Source organism: Colwellia sp. (assembly GCF_013215345.1).
GTDB lineage: Bacteria > Pseudomonadota > Gammaproteobacteria > Enterobacterales > Alteromonadaceae > Colwellia.
Genome location: NZ_JABSOV010000035.1, coordinates 18,782 through 36,203, shown reverse-complemented (window position 1 = coordinate 36,203; position 17,422 = coordinate 18,782). Strand labels below are relative to the sequence as shown.

At 39.2% G+C, this 17,422-nt stretch carries 10 protein-coding genes; 3 read left to right on the top strand and 7 right to left on the bottom strand.

Features of this window, described 5'->3' with window-relative positions; translation table 11 throughout:
• The 4 genes from HRT50_RS07485 to HRT50_RS07470 form a co-directional block, all read right to left on the bottom strand.
• On the bottom strand, positions 1-714 hold a 714-nt coding region (locus HRT50_RS07485), incomplete at its 3' end, for a sugar-binding protein (protein WP_291612976.1).
• Positions 707-1,264 carry a gluconokinase, GntK/IdnK-type gene (locus HRT50_RS07480; protein ID WP_291612974.1) on the bottom strand — a complete coding sequence of 186 codons (558 nt, stop codon included), beginning with the start codon at positions 1,262-1,264 and terminating at the stop codon, positions 707-709. The genes HRT50_RS07485 and HRT50_RS07480, both read right to left, overlap by 8 nt.
• Positions 1,257-3,779 carry an NdvB protein gene (locus HRT50_RS07475; protein WP_291612972.1) on the bottom strand — a complete coding sequence of 841 codons (2,523 nt, stop codon included), beginning with the start codon at positions 3,777-3,779 and terminating at the stop codon, positions 1,257-1,259. The genes HRT50_RS07480 and HRT50_RS07475 overlap by 8 nt, the downstream gene beginning before the upstream one ends.
• On the bottom strand, positions 3,772-5,262 hold the full coding sequence (locus tag HRT50_RS07470; protein WP_291612970.1) for an MFS transporter: 1,491 nt from the start codon (positions 5,260-5,262) through the stop codon (positions 3,772-3,774). The genes HRT50_RS07475 and HRT50_RS07470 overlap by 8 nt, the downstream gene beginning before the upstream one ends.
• A gap of 438 nt (positions 5,263-5,700) precedes the next feature.
• Between HRT50_RS07470 and HRT50_RS07465 the strand changes: the two genes are divergently transcribed.
• The 3 genes from HRT50_RS07465 to HRT50_RS07455 all read left to right on the top strand — a co-directional run bounded on the left by HRT50_RS07465 (position 5,701) and on the right by HRT50_RS07455 (position 11,266).
• On the top strand, positions 5,701-8,715 hold the full coding sequence (locus tag HRT50_RS07465; RefSeq protein ID WP_291612968.1) for a TonB-dependent receptor: 3,015 nt from the start codon (positions 5,701-5,703) through the stop codon (positions 8,713-8,715).
• A gap of 312 nt (positions 8,716-9,027) precedes the next feature.
• Positions 9,028-9,744 carry a SapC family protein gene (locus tag HRT50_RS07460; RefSeq protein ID WP_291612966.1) on the top strand — a complete coding sequence of 239 codons (717 nt, stop codon included), beginning with the start codon at positions 9,028-9,030 and terminating at the stop codon, positions 9,742-9,744.
• Between the two features lie 37 nt (positions 9,745-9,781).
• Entirely contained in the window at positions 9,782-11,266 is a 1,485-nt protein-coding gene (locus tag HRT50_RS07455; RefSeq protein ID WP_291612964.1) for a tryptophan halogenase family protein, read from the top strand.
• Between the two features lie 214 nt (positions 11,267-11,480).
• Here the strand turns inward: HRT50_RS07455 and HRT50_RS07450 are convergent, their stop codons facing one another.
• The 3 genes from HRT50_RS07450 to HRT50_RS07440 form a co-directional block, all read right to left on the bottom strand.
• Positions 11,481-13,040, bottom strand: a complete 1,560-nt coding sequence (locus tag HRT50_RS07450; RefSeq protein ID WP_291612962.1) for a tryptophan halogenase family protein — start codon at positions 13,038-13,040, stop codon at positions 11,481-11,483.
• Positions 13,041-13,598: 558 nt separating this feature from the next.
• Positions 13,599-14,363 carry an ABC transporter substrate-binding protein gene (locus HRT50_RS07445; protein WP_291612978.1) on the bottom strand — a complete coding sequence of 255 codons (765 nt, stop codon included), beginning with the start codon at positions 14,361-14,363 and terminating at the stop codon, positions 13,599-13,601.
• Positions 14,364-14,821: 458 nt separating this feature from the next.
• Positions 14,822-17,401 carry an exo 1,3/1,4-beta-D-glucan glucohydrolase gene (locus HRT50_RS07440; RefSeq protein ID WP_291612960.1) on the bottom strand — a complete coding sequence of 860 codons (2,580 nt, stop codon included), beginning with the start codon at positions 17,399-17,401 and terminating at the stop codon, positions 14,822-14,824.
• Positions 17,402-17,422 lie beyond the last annotated feature (21 nt).

The following is a 17,422-nucleotide window of genomic DNA, read 5'->3' as shown; positions in this document are numbered from 1 at the left end:
ATCGTTATCACAATAAGCCAACATGAAACCGAACTTTTTTCCTGCTAACAATTTTACTGGCTGTGGCTTTTTCTTTTGCATGGGCTTTGTCACTTGTGTTGGCAATTGCATAGAGAAGCTATCGTCATAAACTCGCACCGCCAGCTCCCAAATAACTTTATTGGGTGAATTTTCATTACGTCGCCACGAGCTACTGATATGATCATTTAACAAGACAAAGTTATCCGAGCCGTAGGCATTTTTTTCGCCGATATCGACTGCCTGATTATCCAAGGAAACATGGTAGGCAAAAGCATTAAAATTGAACTGATGGTTACCACCGGATCCATCTTCATCAATAAATATTTCTAAACAATCATCATCCCAATATAGATGACGCGGATCGGCTTGTTGATCGAATAAAATATCATCAGTGATTTCTACCAACAAATATAACTGTTGATCATCCCACATTATTTTAAATCGACCAAAAAAGTCCTCTTTGCTTGGCATAGTGCCTAAGATTAACTGGTCTATTGGTTGCCAGCTTGCTAATTGCCAGCTGGCCTCATTGGCAATGCCGTCCATAGTCATTATTTCTTTTACTTTTTTAGCCTCAAGGGCACGTTTATCAATATCAACATCAATCGCAGTAACGGTAAATGCATTGGCATCCACTGTAGTTAACATCACTATCACCACTAACACTGTTAGTAAATTTACCAATCTAATCATTGTTCTCTAGCTCCACTATTTCTTTAACTATGTTATTTATTTCATTTGCTACCCGTAAAAAAGGTCTATCGATATTAATTATATTTACGTCGACTTCATCATCTTGGGGGAACTCCATAGCTGCAAGCTGACTATCGAGTAAATCAGGGGAAAAGAAGTGGCCTTGCCGCTGAGTAACTCGCTTAGTAATAATAGCTTTATCACCCATTAAACAGAAAAAATGACACCTAAAACACGAAGCTCGAAATAAATCTCTATGTGCAGATTTTAATCCTGAATAAGCCAGTACTACCGATTTCTCTTGCTGATATAGTGAATGTAAATGACTTAAAATTGAGCTTAACCAAGGTTGCCTCATTTCATCAGTAAGTGGCTGGTTAGCGGCCATATGTTTTTTAGCTTGTTCACTATGAAAATCATCGGCATCAACAAAAACATAGCCAAACTCATCGGCCATTTGCTTGGCTAAAGTAGACTTTCCAGTACCACTCACCCCCATAATAATAAATAATCGTGGTGGTGATAACTGCAACTGCGCTGATTTAATCATGCCATTGGCCTCCCTGAATTTCCTCCTCCTTAGGATTGTTCTTGCCTGCTATGACGTCCGCCTCGGTTACTGGTACCTTCACTTGCAAGTTATAGTGCTGACCTGCTTGCAAATTTGTCAGGATATTACCTGATATGCTTTGCTTGTTGAGTGAAATTTCTACTGCGTTCACATCACTGCTTTGCTCAATAGTGAAATCGATAATTGCTCGCCTAAATAGCCGTTGACCTGATAAATTTTTAATCTCTGATGGCAACTTAGGCGCTATCTGCAAACCACGAGCACAGCCCTTTAAGCCGCACAACTCTTCTACTAAACAACGATATAACCAAGAGATGGTACCGGTATTAAATAAATGACTCGAGCGACCGGCTTGTTTAGGAAATTGATAGTAAGCACCGCGATAATAATTAGGCACATAAATTGGTAACTGCCCGGTTCTTTGGGCATTTTCAAGGGATGGCAGCATTTTACTGAGCAAGTCAAAAGCTAAGTTATTTTGTCCAGCTTGATAAAGGGCGTAAATATAAAATATTGCCGCGTGGTTATAGACTGAGCCATTTTCAGATACGCCTGGATGTTTTTGGGTAATACGACCAATATCTTCCACCATGGCGGTATAACTAGGCGCCAGCATCATCACCCCTTGCGGTGTTGTTAACTGTTTTGATATTGCCGAAACCATAGCTATTTGTTGTTGCTCATTTGCCGCGCCACTGAGCATGGCCCAACTCTGTGGATTAAGAAATATCTTGCCCTCTGCCTCTTCATCAGTTCCAAAAACACGACCATCATCGGTAATGCCACGGGCAAACCACTGTCCATGCCACAAGTGTTCATTTACCGCGTTATTAATTGCTTTGGCAGCAAAGCGATATTCATCATATTTTTGTTGGCTAATATTAATGTCGTATTCATTGCAAAGGTCACACCAAGTCGTTAATGCGTAGGCCGTTGCTAATGATAACCAGCTAGATACTCCTTTACCTTGATAACCAACCATATTCATCGGATCGCACCAATCGCCTTGCTCTATAAAACTTAAACCACGATGATCGGTGGCATTAATAAGGTAATCTAAAGCTAACTCGATATGGCAAGAAAAAGATTGCTCTTGCTCTGAATCGGCAAAAGCTATCATTTCACTGAGTAAACTGACATCAGCAGTTTCGTTTAAATAAACCGACAGGCAGATAGGTAACCAAACCCCATGATCAGCATGCGGCACCTGATTAATATATTTAAGCTCTGCATCTTGATGCAGCAAAACCCCTTCTGGCATAGCACCGCTAATGGCTTGCTGAGATACCGCTAAGATATAAGCTTGCCGAGTGGTATCGCTATCAATAAAAGCCATGCCCATATTATCTTGAATATAGTTTCTAGTTTGAGGGTCAGTACTTAAGCGATTAACATCGCCATGATAAAACATCTGCCTTGGCAGCCAATGATTAACAAAGTTATTAAAGTTATCAAAGCCTTTATTTCCGCTACCATTGCCATTGCCATTGTCACTGTTAATGGTTAAACAGGCTTTACCTTGATTAAGGTAATCACGATAGCACTGCTCTGCTTGGCTTCTCTGCTTATACCCCAAGTATTTTTCTTTAATTATCGCGATTTCGGCTTCATCTTTTGCCGGACCAAATAAAAATTGATAGGTTTTTCGCTCACTGGCTAATAACTGCTGCTGAAACTGCATTACTGCAACCGGAGTTTCATAACGTGCATCAACATTTTCTAAAAGCTCAGCTTGTAAGGCACTGGGATTATGTAAGCCGCCTTCGCCTTCAAAAACCTTTTGATTAGCATGCCACGCCGTAGGGCGAGTATCACTAAGAAAGAAAGTTTTGTCTTTAAACTGCTTGTTTTTAAAGTAATCTGTCACTTTTTGATAAGGGGTTACACTATTTGCCACAATGGCATTTAACGCTTTATCATAAGTAGCTGATTGATTCATCCACGACATATAGCCAATAGTAAAATACGGGTAAATACTAATATTTCTTAGCCGCTCAGTTAAGTTAAGCACCGAAAAAGACCAACATTCAACTAAATCATCTTTGGTTAAAGTTACTTTGATATTTATCTGCAAGCCACTGTGTTCAATTGACCAAGCAATATCACTATTGCCGAGTTCAAAAGAGAATTTATCGAGTTCAACCCGCATTGGTTCATAGGGCAGTGAAATAATTTCACCACTGTCTTCATCTTTAAGGTAGAAAAATCGTCCGGGGTGATGGCTAAAATAACTATGTTCGGGTTGAATAAAACTTTTAGCTTCCATGTTCGGCGCGTAAGAGTATTTTGCGGGCTCAGGCTGCATGAACTGTGAATTGACATAACCTCGACAATTAACTTGCATGACCATGGCGCGGTTCCATAAAAAACCGGTCGCATTAGGTAATTCGGTTGGGCTGTTTAGTTTTATTTTACTATGACCATCAACAGCGTTATCTATAGAGATCAAAGGCTGCTTGGCTAGAGGAGACTTAATCAAAGGTGACTTAGGCATTAACGGCTCCTGTTTGCTCATCAGTCGCATTAGGTTTTTCATTTTTAGTTAGTTTTTGCTGCGCTAATTCTTGCTCCGCTAACTCTTCCCTTGCTATTTTTTCCTGGGTAATTAACTCACCTTGCAACTTCTTCAACTGCTGATCATCTAACGGATAAAAATAAATTACCGGCACGGCAATGGCGGCAAAAATAGCCGGCAGCAAGGTCATCAATAACACAATGCCATCTTGAGATGTAACCGTTTGCACCTGGTTGGCAATATAACCTAATGAAGCCAGCGTCCAGCCAATCATAGCGCCCGCAAGGGCACCACCGAGTTTTTGTGCAAATGCAGCAGCGGAAAATATCATCGCAGTGGCCCGTCTGCCCGTATGCCATTGCGAGAAATCTGCAGTATCTGCATACATAGAAAAAACTAACGGCGATTTTGGTCCCAGTGCTAAGCCAATGAGTATCTGCAAGGTAAACATCGAGGTAATGTTGTCCTTTGGCACAAAGTAGAAAATGAGTGATAGCGCTGCGACAATAGTCATTAGTATCATTAACAAACGGCGCTTATCAATGAACTTGGTCAATAAAGGCGTAGACGCTGCACCAATGGCTAAAGCAATCATGTAAGCCATGGCGAAGCTACCAATTAAATCCGGACGTTCAACATAATATTTAAAATAGAAAGTTCCGCTGCTGCCTCTTAATGAGATAGTCATCATGATGATAAGTGCTAAAACAAAAAGAATCTTCCAAGGGGTATTCTGCGTCAAATCTTTTAAATCTTGTAATACCGGTGTTTTTTGCTGTGCTGGTGGAGATATACGCTCAGTGGTTGATAAAAAGGTAATAACAAAAAGTACCGCTGAAACTAAACCATAAGTAAGCATAGTAAGCTGCCAACCAAGTGCTTCATCACCCTGCCCTAAGTAATTTACCAATTCAGGCGTCATAAAAGCAACAAGACTGCCACCAGAAAAAGCACCAATAAAACGGAAGCTTGTTAAGGTAGTTCTTTGTTGACTGTCACCCGTAACCACACCGAGTAAGGCTCCGTAGGGCACATTTATAAAGGTGTATGCCAACATCATAAAGATGTAAGTGCCATAGGCCCAAATTAATTTATTGCCATCACTGACATCAGGCACGGTAAAAGTAAGTACCCCTGCGGCAATCATAGGGATAATACCCCAGAGTAAATAGGGCCTAAATTTACCAAAACGAGTATTAGTTCTATCGGCGATTGCGCCCATTAGCGGATCAGAAAAGGCATCAATAAGCCGAGTCACCAGCATCATGGTACCGACGGCAGCTGCTGATAAGCCAAAAACATCGGTATAAAAGATAAAGAGGAATACATCAAAGACACGCCAATAAAAGTTTGATGCGACATCGCCGCAGGCATAACCTACTTTTTCGCCTAAGCTCAGGCCAGAATTCGGACCAGAGTTTGGGCCTAAATTATGTTGAGTTTGTTTTATATTTTTTATCATTATTAGGTTCACTGTCATTACCAAAAATTACATTCACGCAGGGAAAATACCAAGGTACTAATTACAATTTTATTAGCTTAAACGCCAACAAATGTAAGCGCTTACAAATATACTGGTATTTGTATTATTATCAATAATAATTTTTAACACCTAATGCTAATATAAAGTTAAACGCAATTAAAACATAAGTTTATGATAAAAAAATAAAGCACGCGCCTGTATAACATTCATACATTTAGTGTATAAACTTTAATTTACTTTGAAATATTTATTGACCTATTTTCGTTAATAATTTACCTTTTATGTAAGCGCTTACATAGATACATTAAATTACAGCTTGTCATTTATTACCGATTTGTTATATTTTTCCGTATAAAAATGTAAGCGCTTAACCAATACATATAATTATAAAGTGATCCACTAAACTGGGGATATAACATGATTCAGAAAACATTTACTAAAACAAGAATTGCAACGAGCTTATCACTGATACTTGGGGCAACAGCGCTACCTGCAGTATCAGCAGAAGAAGTATCAGCTAAAGCAGACGTCGAAGTTATCGAAGTAACGGGTATGCGTTCAAGCATTAAAGAGTCAACGCGTTTAAAGCGTGATGCTACGGGTGTCGTCGATGCCATCTCTGCTGAGGATATCGGTAAGTTCCCTGATACTAACTTAGCCGAATCTTTACAACGTATTACCGGTGTTTCGATTGACCGTTCAAATGGTGAAGGTAGCCGAGTAACAGTTCGTGGCTTTGGTCCTCAGTATAATATGGTTACCTTAAATGGCCGCCTTATGGCTTCATCTACCTTACCTGACGGTGGCGGTGCTTCTGATAACAGAGCTTTTGATTTCCAAAATCTTGCTTCTGATGCGGTTAAGTCGGTAGAAATATACAAAACAGCTAATGCTGCTGCTGCAAGTGGCGGTATTGGTGCAACCATTAACATTAATACAGCTAAACCACTTGATAACCCAGGCTTTATTGCCAGCATCGGTGGTAAAGCAATGATGGACACCTCAGTAAGAGATGGTGTTCGTGATTACAGTGACCAAGTAACACCTGAAATTTCTGGCTTATTAAGTTGGACCGATGAAGATGAGATGTTTGGTGCTTCTTTCACAGGTAGCTTTTCTCAACGTGATAGTAGTTCAACACAAGCCGTTGTTGCTCAATGGCGTAACGGTGTATATGACGGGACAGTGCCTGATATGGTGCCTGCGACTTCTCCAGGAGCCCCTACGCAATTAAATAATGCTCCGGGTATGGGTGAAAACTATGCCCTTCCTTCAGATCTTGGTTACCGTTTATGGGATCGTCAACGTGAACGTACTAACGCGCAACTAACATTACAATATCGCCCTATAGAGACTCTTACCGCGACTTTTGATTATACTTATTCTAAGTTAGAGCAAGAGCAACAGGGTACTGAGTTATCTATTTGGATGTCTGACTATAAAAGTGATATCACTTTTACTGATGGTTTAAACCCTTCACCTTTAATTTACCGTGAAGATAAAAGAGAACAAGCACCTCGTGATATTGCCACAAAACAAAAATATCGTAATTCAATCACCGAAGATGACTCTATTGGCTTGAACTTAGTTTGGGAAGTTAATGATGATTTAACCTTAGCGTTTGATTATAACGACTCTTCTTCTGAGTCATCACCATTATCAAGCTATGGTAATGATGTCACTGTTGGTATTGGTTCTAACATTTTAGCACAACAGGGTGCGACTTATGGCGCCTCAGGTATTCCGGCAATCCATGTTGGTTTCGACGATTGTGATGCTCGCATTGGTTTAAACTGTAACAATGCATTTGACGTTAGCGATCTTGGTACCTCTATTTACCAAAAGTCTCATGCTTATAATACCAATGACATTACTCAAATTCGTATCGACGGAAACTGGGAATTTGAAGATGGTCAAATCGATTTCGGTATTGAATCAAGAGAAATGGATAACCACTCAACTCAATCAAGTACTAACCAATCCATGGGTGATTGGGGTGTAAACAACCCCGGTGAAATTCCTGCCTCTATGTTAGATGCTATCGATTTTAATGACTCTTTAGACGATTATAAAACGACTGGTTGGACACAAGCTTTCCGTGGCGATGCTATTGCATTAGCCAATTGGGCAGCGCCTATTTATGGCTTAGATTTAGCACGTGATACAGCCCTTGCAACTGACCGTCGTATCCAAGAAGATGTTACCGCGGCTTATGTAAAAGTCTCTTACTCAGGTTACATCTCTGACTTGCCTTACAACGTCTCTGTAGGTGTACGTTATGAAGATACTAAATCTACTTCAACGGCTAATATTGCTGCACCAACCGCGGTACGCTGGGTAAGTAATAATGACTTTATCGTAGATCAAGGTGCCTTTGTTGATGCTCAACTGCGTAGTGAGTCAAACTCTTATAGTCACTTCTTACCGAATATCGATTTTGATATTGACTTAACACCGGACGTCAAAGCCCGTGCATCATTTAGTCAAACAATTGCTCGTCCTACTTACGGCCAATTAAGTAATGCTGTAAGTATTACCGGCGGCCCTGGGGCACCAACAGTGCTTAATGAACTAAATGGCTCGGCAAGTAGCGGTAGCGCATCACTGGTGCCATTAGAATCAACTAACATTGATATTTCAATGGAATGGTATTTTGACGATACCAGTTATGTTTCTGCGGGTTATTTCAGAAAAGATGTTGATAAATTTATCGGTAATGCACCGGTTGTCAGTGATTATTATGGTTTAAGAGATCCAAGTGCCGGCCCAAGAGCTTTACAAGCGATTGAGGATTTAAATACCGCTGGTATTAACGTTAACGAAACAACCTTATTCTCACAAGTTGCGGCGACTCAGTTAGGTGAAACAATTTATGCTAACGGTCATACCGATAACTACTATGAAAAAGAAGTCGATGTTTTCGCTAACAGCGACGATCCATTAATGAGCTTTTTATCACAATCACCAACGAACAACAAAAGTGCAGTAATTGATGGTATGGAATTCGCGGTGCAGCATTTCTTTGGCGATAGTGGCTTTGGCTTCCAAGCAAACTATACCCTTGTTAATGGCGATATAGAGTTTGATTTAACAGCTACAGATACCCAGTTTGCTTTACTTGGTTTAAGTGACACGGCTAACTTAGTGTTGTTATATGAAATGGAAGGTTTCTCAGCACGTATTGCTTATAACTGGCGTGACGAATTCTTAAACGATGCGGCAATTTATGCAAATGAGCCTGAGTTTACTGAAGAGTACTCACAAATTGATTTCAGTGTTGGTTATCAAGTAACCGAGCAGTTCTCAATGTCATTTGCAGGCATAAACATTACTGGTGAAGACCCGCGTAAACATGGTCGAACAGCTAACCAGCTAACTTTTGCTGAAGAATGGGATGCACGTTATGAGTTAGGTCTTCGTTATACTTTCTAAGTTATACGAATATAAGCTCTTAGCTAATAATTAAGAGTCACCTAATAAGTATGTCTAAATAAACCGCTAAGCCTAAAAATTTGGCGGTTTATTTTTATTTAGGATATAAATACTCAGCACCGAGAAGAACAAGAAAAGCCTAGATAATTTTTTATAAAGTGATCTTCTCCCAGATGCTTTTATAAAACATTCATTTTAACTACAGTAATACCAATTGAAATAATGAATCATTACTTAAAATTGTTAAAAAATAGCTACATCTAAAAACAAATAAAAACCTTTATTAAGAAACATTCATCTATAGGAATTTCCATGGCTAATCACGACATCCTCGATAATAAAAACCACAAAGACGTTAAAGTTATCACTCATTTTGACGATGAATTTTCAGAAAAAATTAACAGTGCCTTAATATTCCCTAACGAAATTAAAGCAGCACAACGTGACTACCCTATTCTATTTATTAAAAACCCTGAAACAGGTCAGTTTCAAAGTGTGGTATTGCTTGGTTTAGTTGCTGGTGAGAACCAATATATTAATAACGGTTGGCAAGCCAGCTATATCCCGGCGATGATTAATAAAGGCCCTTTCATTATTGGTTTTGAAGAAAAAGAAGAAAACGGGGAAAAGGTTAAGCTGCCGATAGTTGCCATTGATATGGACAACCCTCGAGTAAACAAAAAAAGTGGCGAGCCAATATTTTTAGAAGATGGTCAGGCTAGTCCTTATCTTGTGCAAGTAAACCAATCATTAAAAACACTACATGATGGCTCTCAACTAAACCAAGAAATGTTTGCCGCTTTCTTGAAAAATGATTTAATTGAACCTGTTGCTTTAAATATTGAATTAAACAATGGTGAAAAAATTTCTCTGCAAGGCAATTATACCCTAAACGAAGAAAAGCTTTCCCTACTCAGTGGTGATGCCTTGACTGAGCTGCATAGCTCCGGTTTATTAAGAGTAGCCTATTTCATTACCGCTTCTTTGGACAATATTCAACGCTTAGTCGACTTAAAAAACAAGCAATAGTTTACCTGTTAATGACAACACATGTTTTGAGGTTTAAATGAATAATCAAAAAATTACTAAAATAGTTATTGCTGGTGGCGGAACTGCCGGTTGGATGTCAGCAGCCTCATTGTCAAAGTTGTTAGGTAAATCCTTTGATATCACCTTAGTGGAGTCAGACGAAATTGCTACTGTCGGTGTTGGTGAAGCAGCAATCCCGACCCTAACTGCATTTCATCGTCTACTTGGGATCAATGAACAAGCCTTCATGAAAGCAACACATGCAACGTTCAAATTAGGTATTAACTTTGAAAACTGGAAAAAGGGCGATGATGAATATATGCATGGTTTTGGCCGTGTAGGAAAAGAATGTTGGGCTGGAGAGTTTCAGCATTTTTGGTTACACGGCAAACGAAACAACATTGACTTCGCCTTTGATCATTACTCTCCTGAAATTCAAGCAGCTAAAGCTGAAAAATTCGCCCTGACTAAAGGCGGCTTAAATTATTCCTATCATTTAGACGCTACTCTCTATGCAAAGTTTTTACGCACATTTGCCGAGGCTCATGGTGTAAAACGCATAGAAGGTAAAATTATCGACGTAACCAAAGATAGTAAAACGGGTGAAATTAAATCACTACAACTTGCCAATGGCAATGTTATTGAAGGTCAGTTATTTATAGATTGTACTGGTTTTGTAGGTTTACTCATCGAAAAAGCCTTACATACTGGTTATGAAGATTGGTCACACTGGTTACCCTGTGACAGTGCTGTAGCCGTACAAACAAAGTCTGTATCAGCACCCTTGCCTTACACCCGTTCTATCGCTCGAGACAGTGGTTGGCAGTGGCGTATTCCATTACAGCATAGAGTAGGTAATGGCTTAGTGTTTTGCAGTAAGTACTTAGCTGATGATGATGCAAAAACCTTATTGATGGATAACATTGAAGGCGAGGCAATTAACCAACCAAGAGTGATTAAGTTTAAGACTGGCCGTAGAAGAAAAGGTTGGAATAAAAACTGTGTTGCTTTAGGTTTATCTAGCGGCTTCTTAGAGCCATTGGAATCAACCAGTATCCATTTGATCATGTCAGGTGTTTTACGGCTAATTCGACTATTTCCTTTCGAGGGCATAAGCCCTTCTGCTGTTAACGAATATAATCAACAACTCACCACTGAACTTGAGCATATTCGAGACTTTATTATTTTACATTACCATGCAACCCAGAGAGCTGACACACCGTTTTGGCAGTACTGTAAAAATATGGAAATACCTGATTCACTCAAACAAAGATTAGACTTATTCAAAGAAACGGGACGGATTTTCACCTCTGAAGGCGAATTATTCCGTGTTGATTCATGGGCGCAAGTAATGTTGGGGCAAGGTGTTTATCCTGAACAATATCATCAAATTGCCGCTATTATGAAGCCACACGAACTCGAAAGATTCTTAAGCGATATAAGACAAACAATTGATAAGGCGGTCGCAGACCTACCTTCACATCAATCCTTCTTAGACCAATATTGTCGTTCAAGCCACTAACGTGTGAATAGAAAAGAATTGATAGCGTAGAAGTTTTACTCCACATGGTCTTACTGGTACTTACTTAAGTATCACCAAGACTATGGGAATAACTCTATTATTTATCTAATGTTACTTATCTGAAGGAATTAAGCCAGTTTTGCTCCGCTGAATATATAGCGTAATACTGGTTATATTTTTATTCTAATGTCAGCATCAATGATAAATAAAGCCTCTAAATCTTATGCATGCCATACTGTTTAATTTTATCAATTAACTCTCTATTACTGGGTAAAGCCGATAAGTACTTTTTAGTAAGTTCAGCATTTTCACTAAAAAATTGATGCGCCATTTCTTCATTGACAAACTTGCATGACACTTCATTTTTTTTGGTTTCAAAGCCCATGCCATAAAGCACATATTGCCAACTTGAAGAAGGAAAAACCTCTTCAACATGGTGGAAGTCTTGCGGCCCTGGGGGCTGATGTTTCCATAAGGTTAATAACTCTTGCAGACTTTCGGGGATCGTTTCAGCATTACAATTATCTCGCCAATAAGCAGAGTCGGTTCTTTTAGTTAAAATATAGTGCAGTTTTAAAAATTCTATAATGCGCTGCCAACGATAGAGGAATTGTTTATTATAACGTTTGGCGACTATGTCCATGGTTTCGCGTGTTGCTGGCATTTCACGACTTATTTTAGCTGCCGCTAGCTCAACTAAAACTAAAGCAGAAGCTTCAAGTGGCTCTAAAAACCCCGAAGCCATGCCGATGGCTACACAGTTTTTATGCCAGAACTTTTCTCTATGTCCGGGATTAAAGCTAATTTTTCTTATGTTAAGTTTATCTGTTTCAGCTTTGCCAATAGAAGATTCAATATAAGCGCGTAGCTCACTTTCAGCATCTTTTTCATTGGTATGTTCGCTTGAGTAAACATAACCTACCCCTCTTCTTGAAGGTAAACCTATATCCCAAATCCAGCCTGAGCTTTGCGCTGTTGATATAGTATGCGAAGCAATAGCGCTATTTCCGTCAGGATAAGGCACTTGCACAGCCAAGGCCGTATCATTAAATAATATGTGCTTTTTGCTAATAAATGGAACCCTAAAGTGTTTTCCTAATAATATTGAAGAAAAACCTGAGCAATCAATAAATAAATCACCAGTAATATCACCATGCTCTTTTGTTACTACTGAGGCAATATCACCATTGTCCGCTGAGTTTATTTCAGTTACATGGTCAACAACATGTTTAACGCCTAGTTTTTCAATACAGTGTTTTCGCAAAAACTGACCTAATTTAACGGCATTAAGATGATAAGCATAATTTGCTATACCTGCATATTCAGGTGTTGAAATGAGTTTAGGTGCACGGCCTTGTTCACAAATATGGCCTTGATAACTGACGGCATCAGCAAATGAAATTTCGCCTCGATGTTTTTGCCAAGGGAAAACCAGGTCTGTTTTGGTATAACCTTGAGGTAATACTAACGGGTGATAATAATAGTCGTCTTCAGCGCCGGTAACCCACTTGGAAAATTTTGCACCTTGTTTAAAAGAGGCTTCACATTCTCTAAACAGATCAGTTTCATCTATGCCAATTTTATCTAAGGTTTCTCGCATGGTTGGCCAAGTACCCTCACCCACACCAACGGTATTAACTTCAGGCGACTCTATTAACGTTACTTGCAAACCCGATGCAGACTTTGAATTATGCTCTGCGGCAATCACACCCGCGGTTAACCAACCCGCTGTGCCACCACCTACGATAACAATATTTTTAATGACTTTACTCATAGCTCCCTCCGCATAAAAGATACTCGTCAGTTTTGGCAACTATAGGTCGCCTGTTTAGCACTCTCAGGTATTATTTTCACATCTAAAAAAGTACGTGAATACACCTTACGATTTAACTATAAAATGAATAAACATGTCATCTATAGTCATCCATTGATTGGATAAACAAGCTAAATATTCACGGCTTGTTTATTGCGCTGTTTATCTTGATTACTTGCCACGCCTCTACTTAGATGGCCGATAAAGCAAATAAACCAACAGGAGTGTAAGCGCTTCCACCAAAAGGTATTTAAAACCAATTATTTTAATTAAGCAAGGCTTTTATCTATTAAGGATTGCGTAGTTAGGATAGAAAATTAGTAGCAAGATCTCTTTCTATTGATAGCTTGCCTAAAACATGACAATGAAATTAAGCTCCGCTCTTCTTATCGTCTTTGTCATTGGCTGTTTACGCTAAAAATGACAAATATCAGTAACTAAATAATGCATTATGTCCTATAGGGGGGAAGTCATCTCAGGTTATACAAGAATCAATTAGCTTGGCCTTATTACTCATTATTAGAGAAGGGGGTCAGCATTAGAATAGAGTTCAGGATTAGCAATAATAAATTGTTCAATTGCTTTTGAGAAAACTTGTTGCTGAGCAGCCTGTTTGATTTTAAATATATCATCGGCAGTAAATATAAGTTTACTTTTTTTACTAAAACCAAAACAGAGTTGCCTCGAAGTATTATAGCTATAAGGGTTTACCTTAATTTTATCATTTATATTACCTAATTCATTTTGAATACTTTGCAATATTGGCGCAGAGGTAACAATTACATCAATACGCTTGAGCAGTAACATTTTTAAGCCCGTAGCAATATCCTTAATTAGCACCTTACTAATGTCTTGTGCAAACTCAAACTCTTTAAAGTACTTAGTATGTTTTGTTATACCAACGACATGCTTTTCTAAATCACCAAAACTAACAATATCCGTCGTATCGATACGACTAACAAAGATATAGCTATCATCCTCTTGATAAGGTACAAAATGAGCAAATGTTCGCCTAGCAGGATCATCCACTAGCCCTGCTAAAACATCAACTTGCCCTAACTCTAACATCCGTAAACAACGAGCAAAATTAGGGCCAGGTATATACTCAACATCATGACCAAGCAATGTTGCTAATACTTCTAATACTTCAATACTTTCACCTCTAGGTTCACCTGTAAGGATCTGTAAAGGGGGATAGTGATCAATACAAACCTTCATCGTGGCAGCCGAAGCATACATAACCGAGAAACAAAGCACAAAACAGACTACTTTAAGAGTATTCATCACTTAATTATAGTCAGCTTAGCTTTTGAGAAGCTGGATTTAACATTTTGAACAATAGAATTTAGCAGTTGAAACTTTAAATTATTTATTCCGCCAAGTATTTCATCGAGTTGTGAAAGCATATAGTCGTTCTAAGTAAAACAGATGTTGCCAATGAGCAAGGTAAAGCCTGACAAAAAATCAAGGGAAATCACGATACTTCCAACAGCCATAACAAGGGTAACTAACCTTGATTATTGATGACAGTCCAGCTTATTATGAATTTTACCAGCAGCAATATTGATGCGGATAATTATTATTGAACAAGCGAGCTGGTTGATGGTTGATTTTATTACCCCATCAAGCTGACTAACTGACTCTCTGTTTGATGAGGCAATGAAATAAATGAGACTAATAAAAATCAGCTGAAGATGAGCAATACATATTCAGCTGACTTAATTACTACGACGACATAATGATTACTGACAAGAAATAGTCGCTTGTTCGAGGTTATCAGGTCGAATATAGATATCTGTGAAATCTATGTTTAATGGTGCTGCTGTCTGCAATGAAAATGGACTAAGAATGCTACTCAGATCAGCGCCACTTTTTACAAAACAATTTAAGTCGATATTCAGAGTGTGCCATTGGTTAACCTCTAATAATGACAGTTGCTTTGTTATATTAACTTTACCTTGGCACTGCTCTCCACAAAGCATTGCTAAATAAACGCCCTGTTGCTCTGCTAAGTTTTGCCTTTCCGTCAAACGCACCGTTAGCTCTAGGGTCGAATTCGCTTCGCCATAGGGTGATAGATCAGTGGCAGAACTACTGGTAAAAGCAAGCTGGCCTTTTTCTGAGCCATTAAATAATGCTCTTCTGGCATCTTCTTGCACATCTCTATCGATAGAACGCAAATATAACGCTTTATTTTCAATGATACTACTGGTCATAGTGCTGGTAGCATGGCTATCAGAAATCATCATTTTCCATGGTGATTTTACCGAGCTTTCAAACAAGGTAATACTGGCTAAACTTTCCGTGGTGTTCTCATTAATAACGTTTAAATCATCTGCTAAGACATTCGGCTCACCATAGTTTAAACCAAAACCATAAGGCAATAACGGCTGATAGTCTTCATCAAAACGATTGACCTTAGTTTGACTAGCAGTTGCTGGCCAAGAGTAAGATAAATTACCGGTAAAATCATAGTTAAAGTCACCGTTTTCTTTGCTAAAAAGGACATCAGCTACAGCCACACCTTCTGAGCCAGGTAGCCATACCACGACAAACGCATCAGAGGCATTCAGCTCCGCATTAACCCACAATGGACGACCACTAATAAACAGAGAAACGACCTTAATACCATCGGCTTTAAGCCGCTTTAACAAGGCAAGGTCTTGTTTAACACCTTGTTGGTATTCTAGGTTTTCTATATCACCTACCCCTTCGGCATAAGGCTCTTCACCAAAAACAACAATAGCGACATCAGGCTTATTTTTATAATGTCCATCAACATTGAGTTCAACACTACCACCTTGTGCTTTCACCTGTTGCTCAATCCCCTGATAAATAGAGCTACCACCAGGGAAGTCATTATTAAAGTTATTGGTGCCTTGCCAAGTAATAGTCCAGCCACCTGATTGCTTGCCAATATTATCAGCACCATCGCCGGCCACTAGAATATTTTGCTGGGCTGACAAAGGTAAGATATTGCCTTTATTTTTAAGTAAAACTAACGACTCTCTTACCGCTTGTCGGGCAACTTCTCTGTGCTCAATAGCGCCAATTAAATGTATTTTTCCTGATAAAGCTCTATTTACTGGGCTGGGTTTATCAAAAAGCCCAGCTCTAAATTTAACTCGCAGAATTCTACTGACGGCATCATCAATACGTGTTTGCGCAATTTCGCCACTGTTGGCTTGTGCAATAGTATTTTCATACAGCGGTTTCCATGCATCCGTTGGCACCATAAAAATATCTAAGCCGGCATTTATCGCTTGTGCACAACTTTCGTTTGAGCAACCTTTGACCTGTCCATGACCATTCCAGTCACCAACAACAAAACCATCAAAGCCCATTTTACCTTTTAACACATCAGTAATTAGGTATTTATTGCCATGAATCTTGCTGCCGTGCCAGCTATTAAAAGATGCCATAACTGATTGCGCGCCAGCAGTTAAACCGCCAACGTAACCTTGAGCATGAATATCAAATAATTCTGGCTCTGATGAAAGGTTGTTTCCTTGATCGTCACCACCTTCAGTACCACCGTCGCCGATAAAGTGTTTTATTGTACTAATAACACGATTGTCACCAAGGAAGTCTTTGTCTGCAGCACCCTGCAAACCTTTGACTATGGCAGCAGAATACTCTCTAACGATCTCAGGATCTTCAGAGTAACCTTCATAGGTTCTTCCCCAACGATCATCCCGCACTACGGCAACCGTTGGTGCAAAAACCCAATCAATGCCAGTGACCATCACTTCTGTAGCCGTGATAGCGGCAATTTTCTCAATCAGATCTGGATTATTTGTTGCCCCTAAAGCAATATTATGAGGAAACAAGGTGGCACCAATAACATTATTATGTCCGTGCACCGCATCTGTGCCCCACATAGTAGGAATACTATTGCCATCTAAACTGTCATCGATTGATGCTTGGTACATAGCTTCGGCTAAGTTAACCCAATCACTTGGGGTAGCATGTTTATCATTATTAGGAAAAGCGCCACCGCCGTTTAAGTATGAGCCAAAGCCATATTTACGCATATCTTCTACCGTGATATCGCGTATTTCTGGTTGGATCATTTGCGCCACTTTTTGCTCAAGCGTCATTGTCGCCAGTAAAGATGCGACTTTTTCTTCAATATCGGCATCCGCTTTAACCGCTATATCAAGTTTTGGCCAAATGCCAATATTTGTTGATGCTACTGCTAGTTGAGATGATGTCTCTGCAGCCTCTTGTTTATTGCCATTACAGCCAACAAGTACAGATATTACAGCCAAGCAAAGTATGCAGACTCTAGCACTATAAGTAAGTTTTATATTTTTTATCATTATGTAGTTTCTTATTTATTT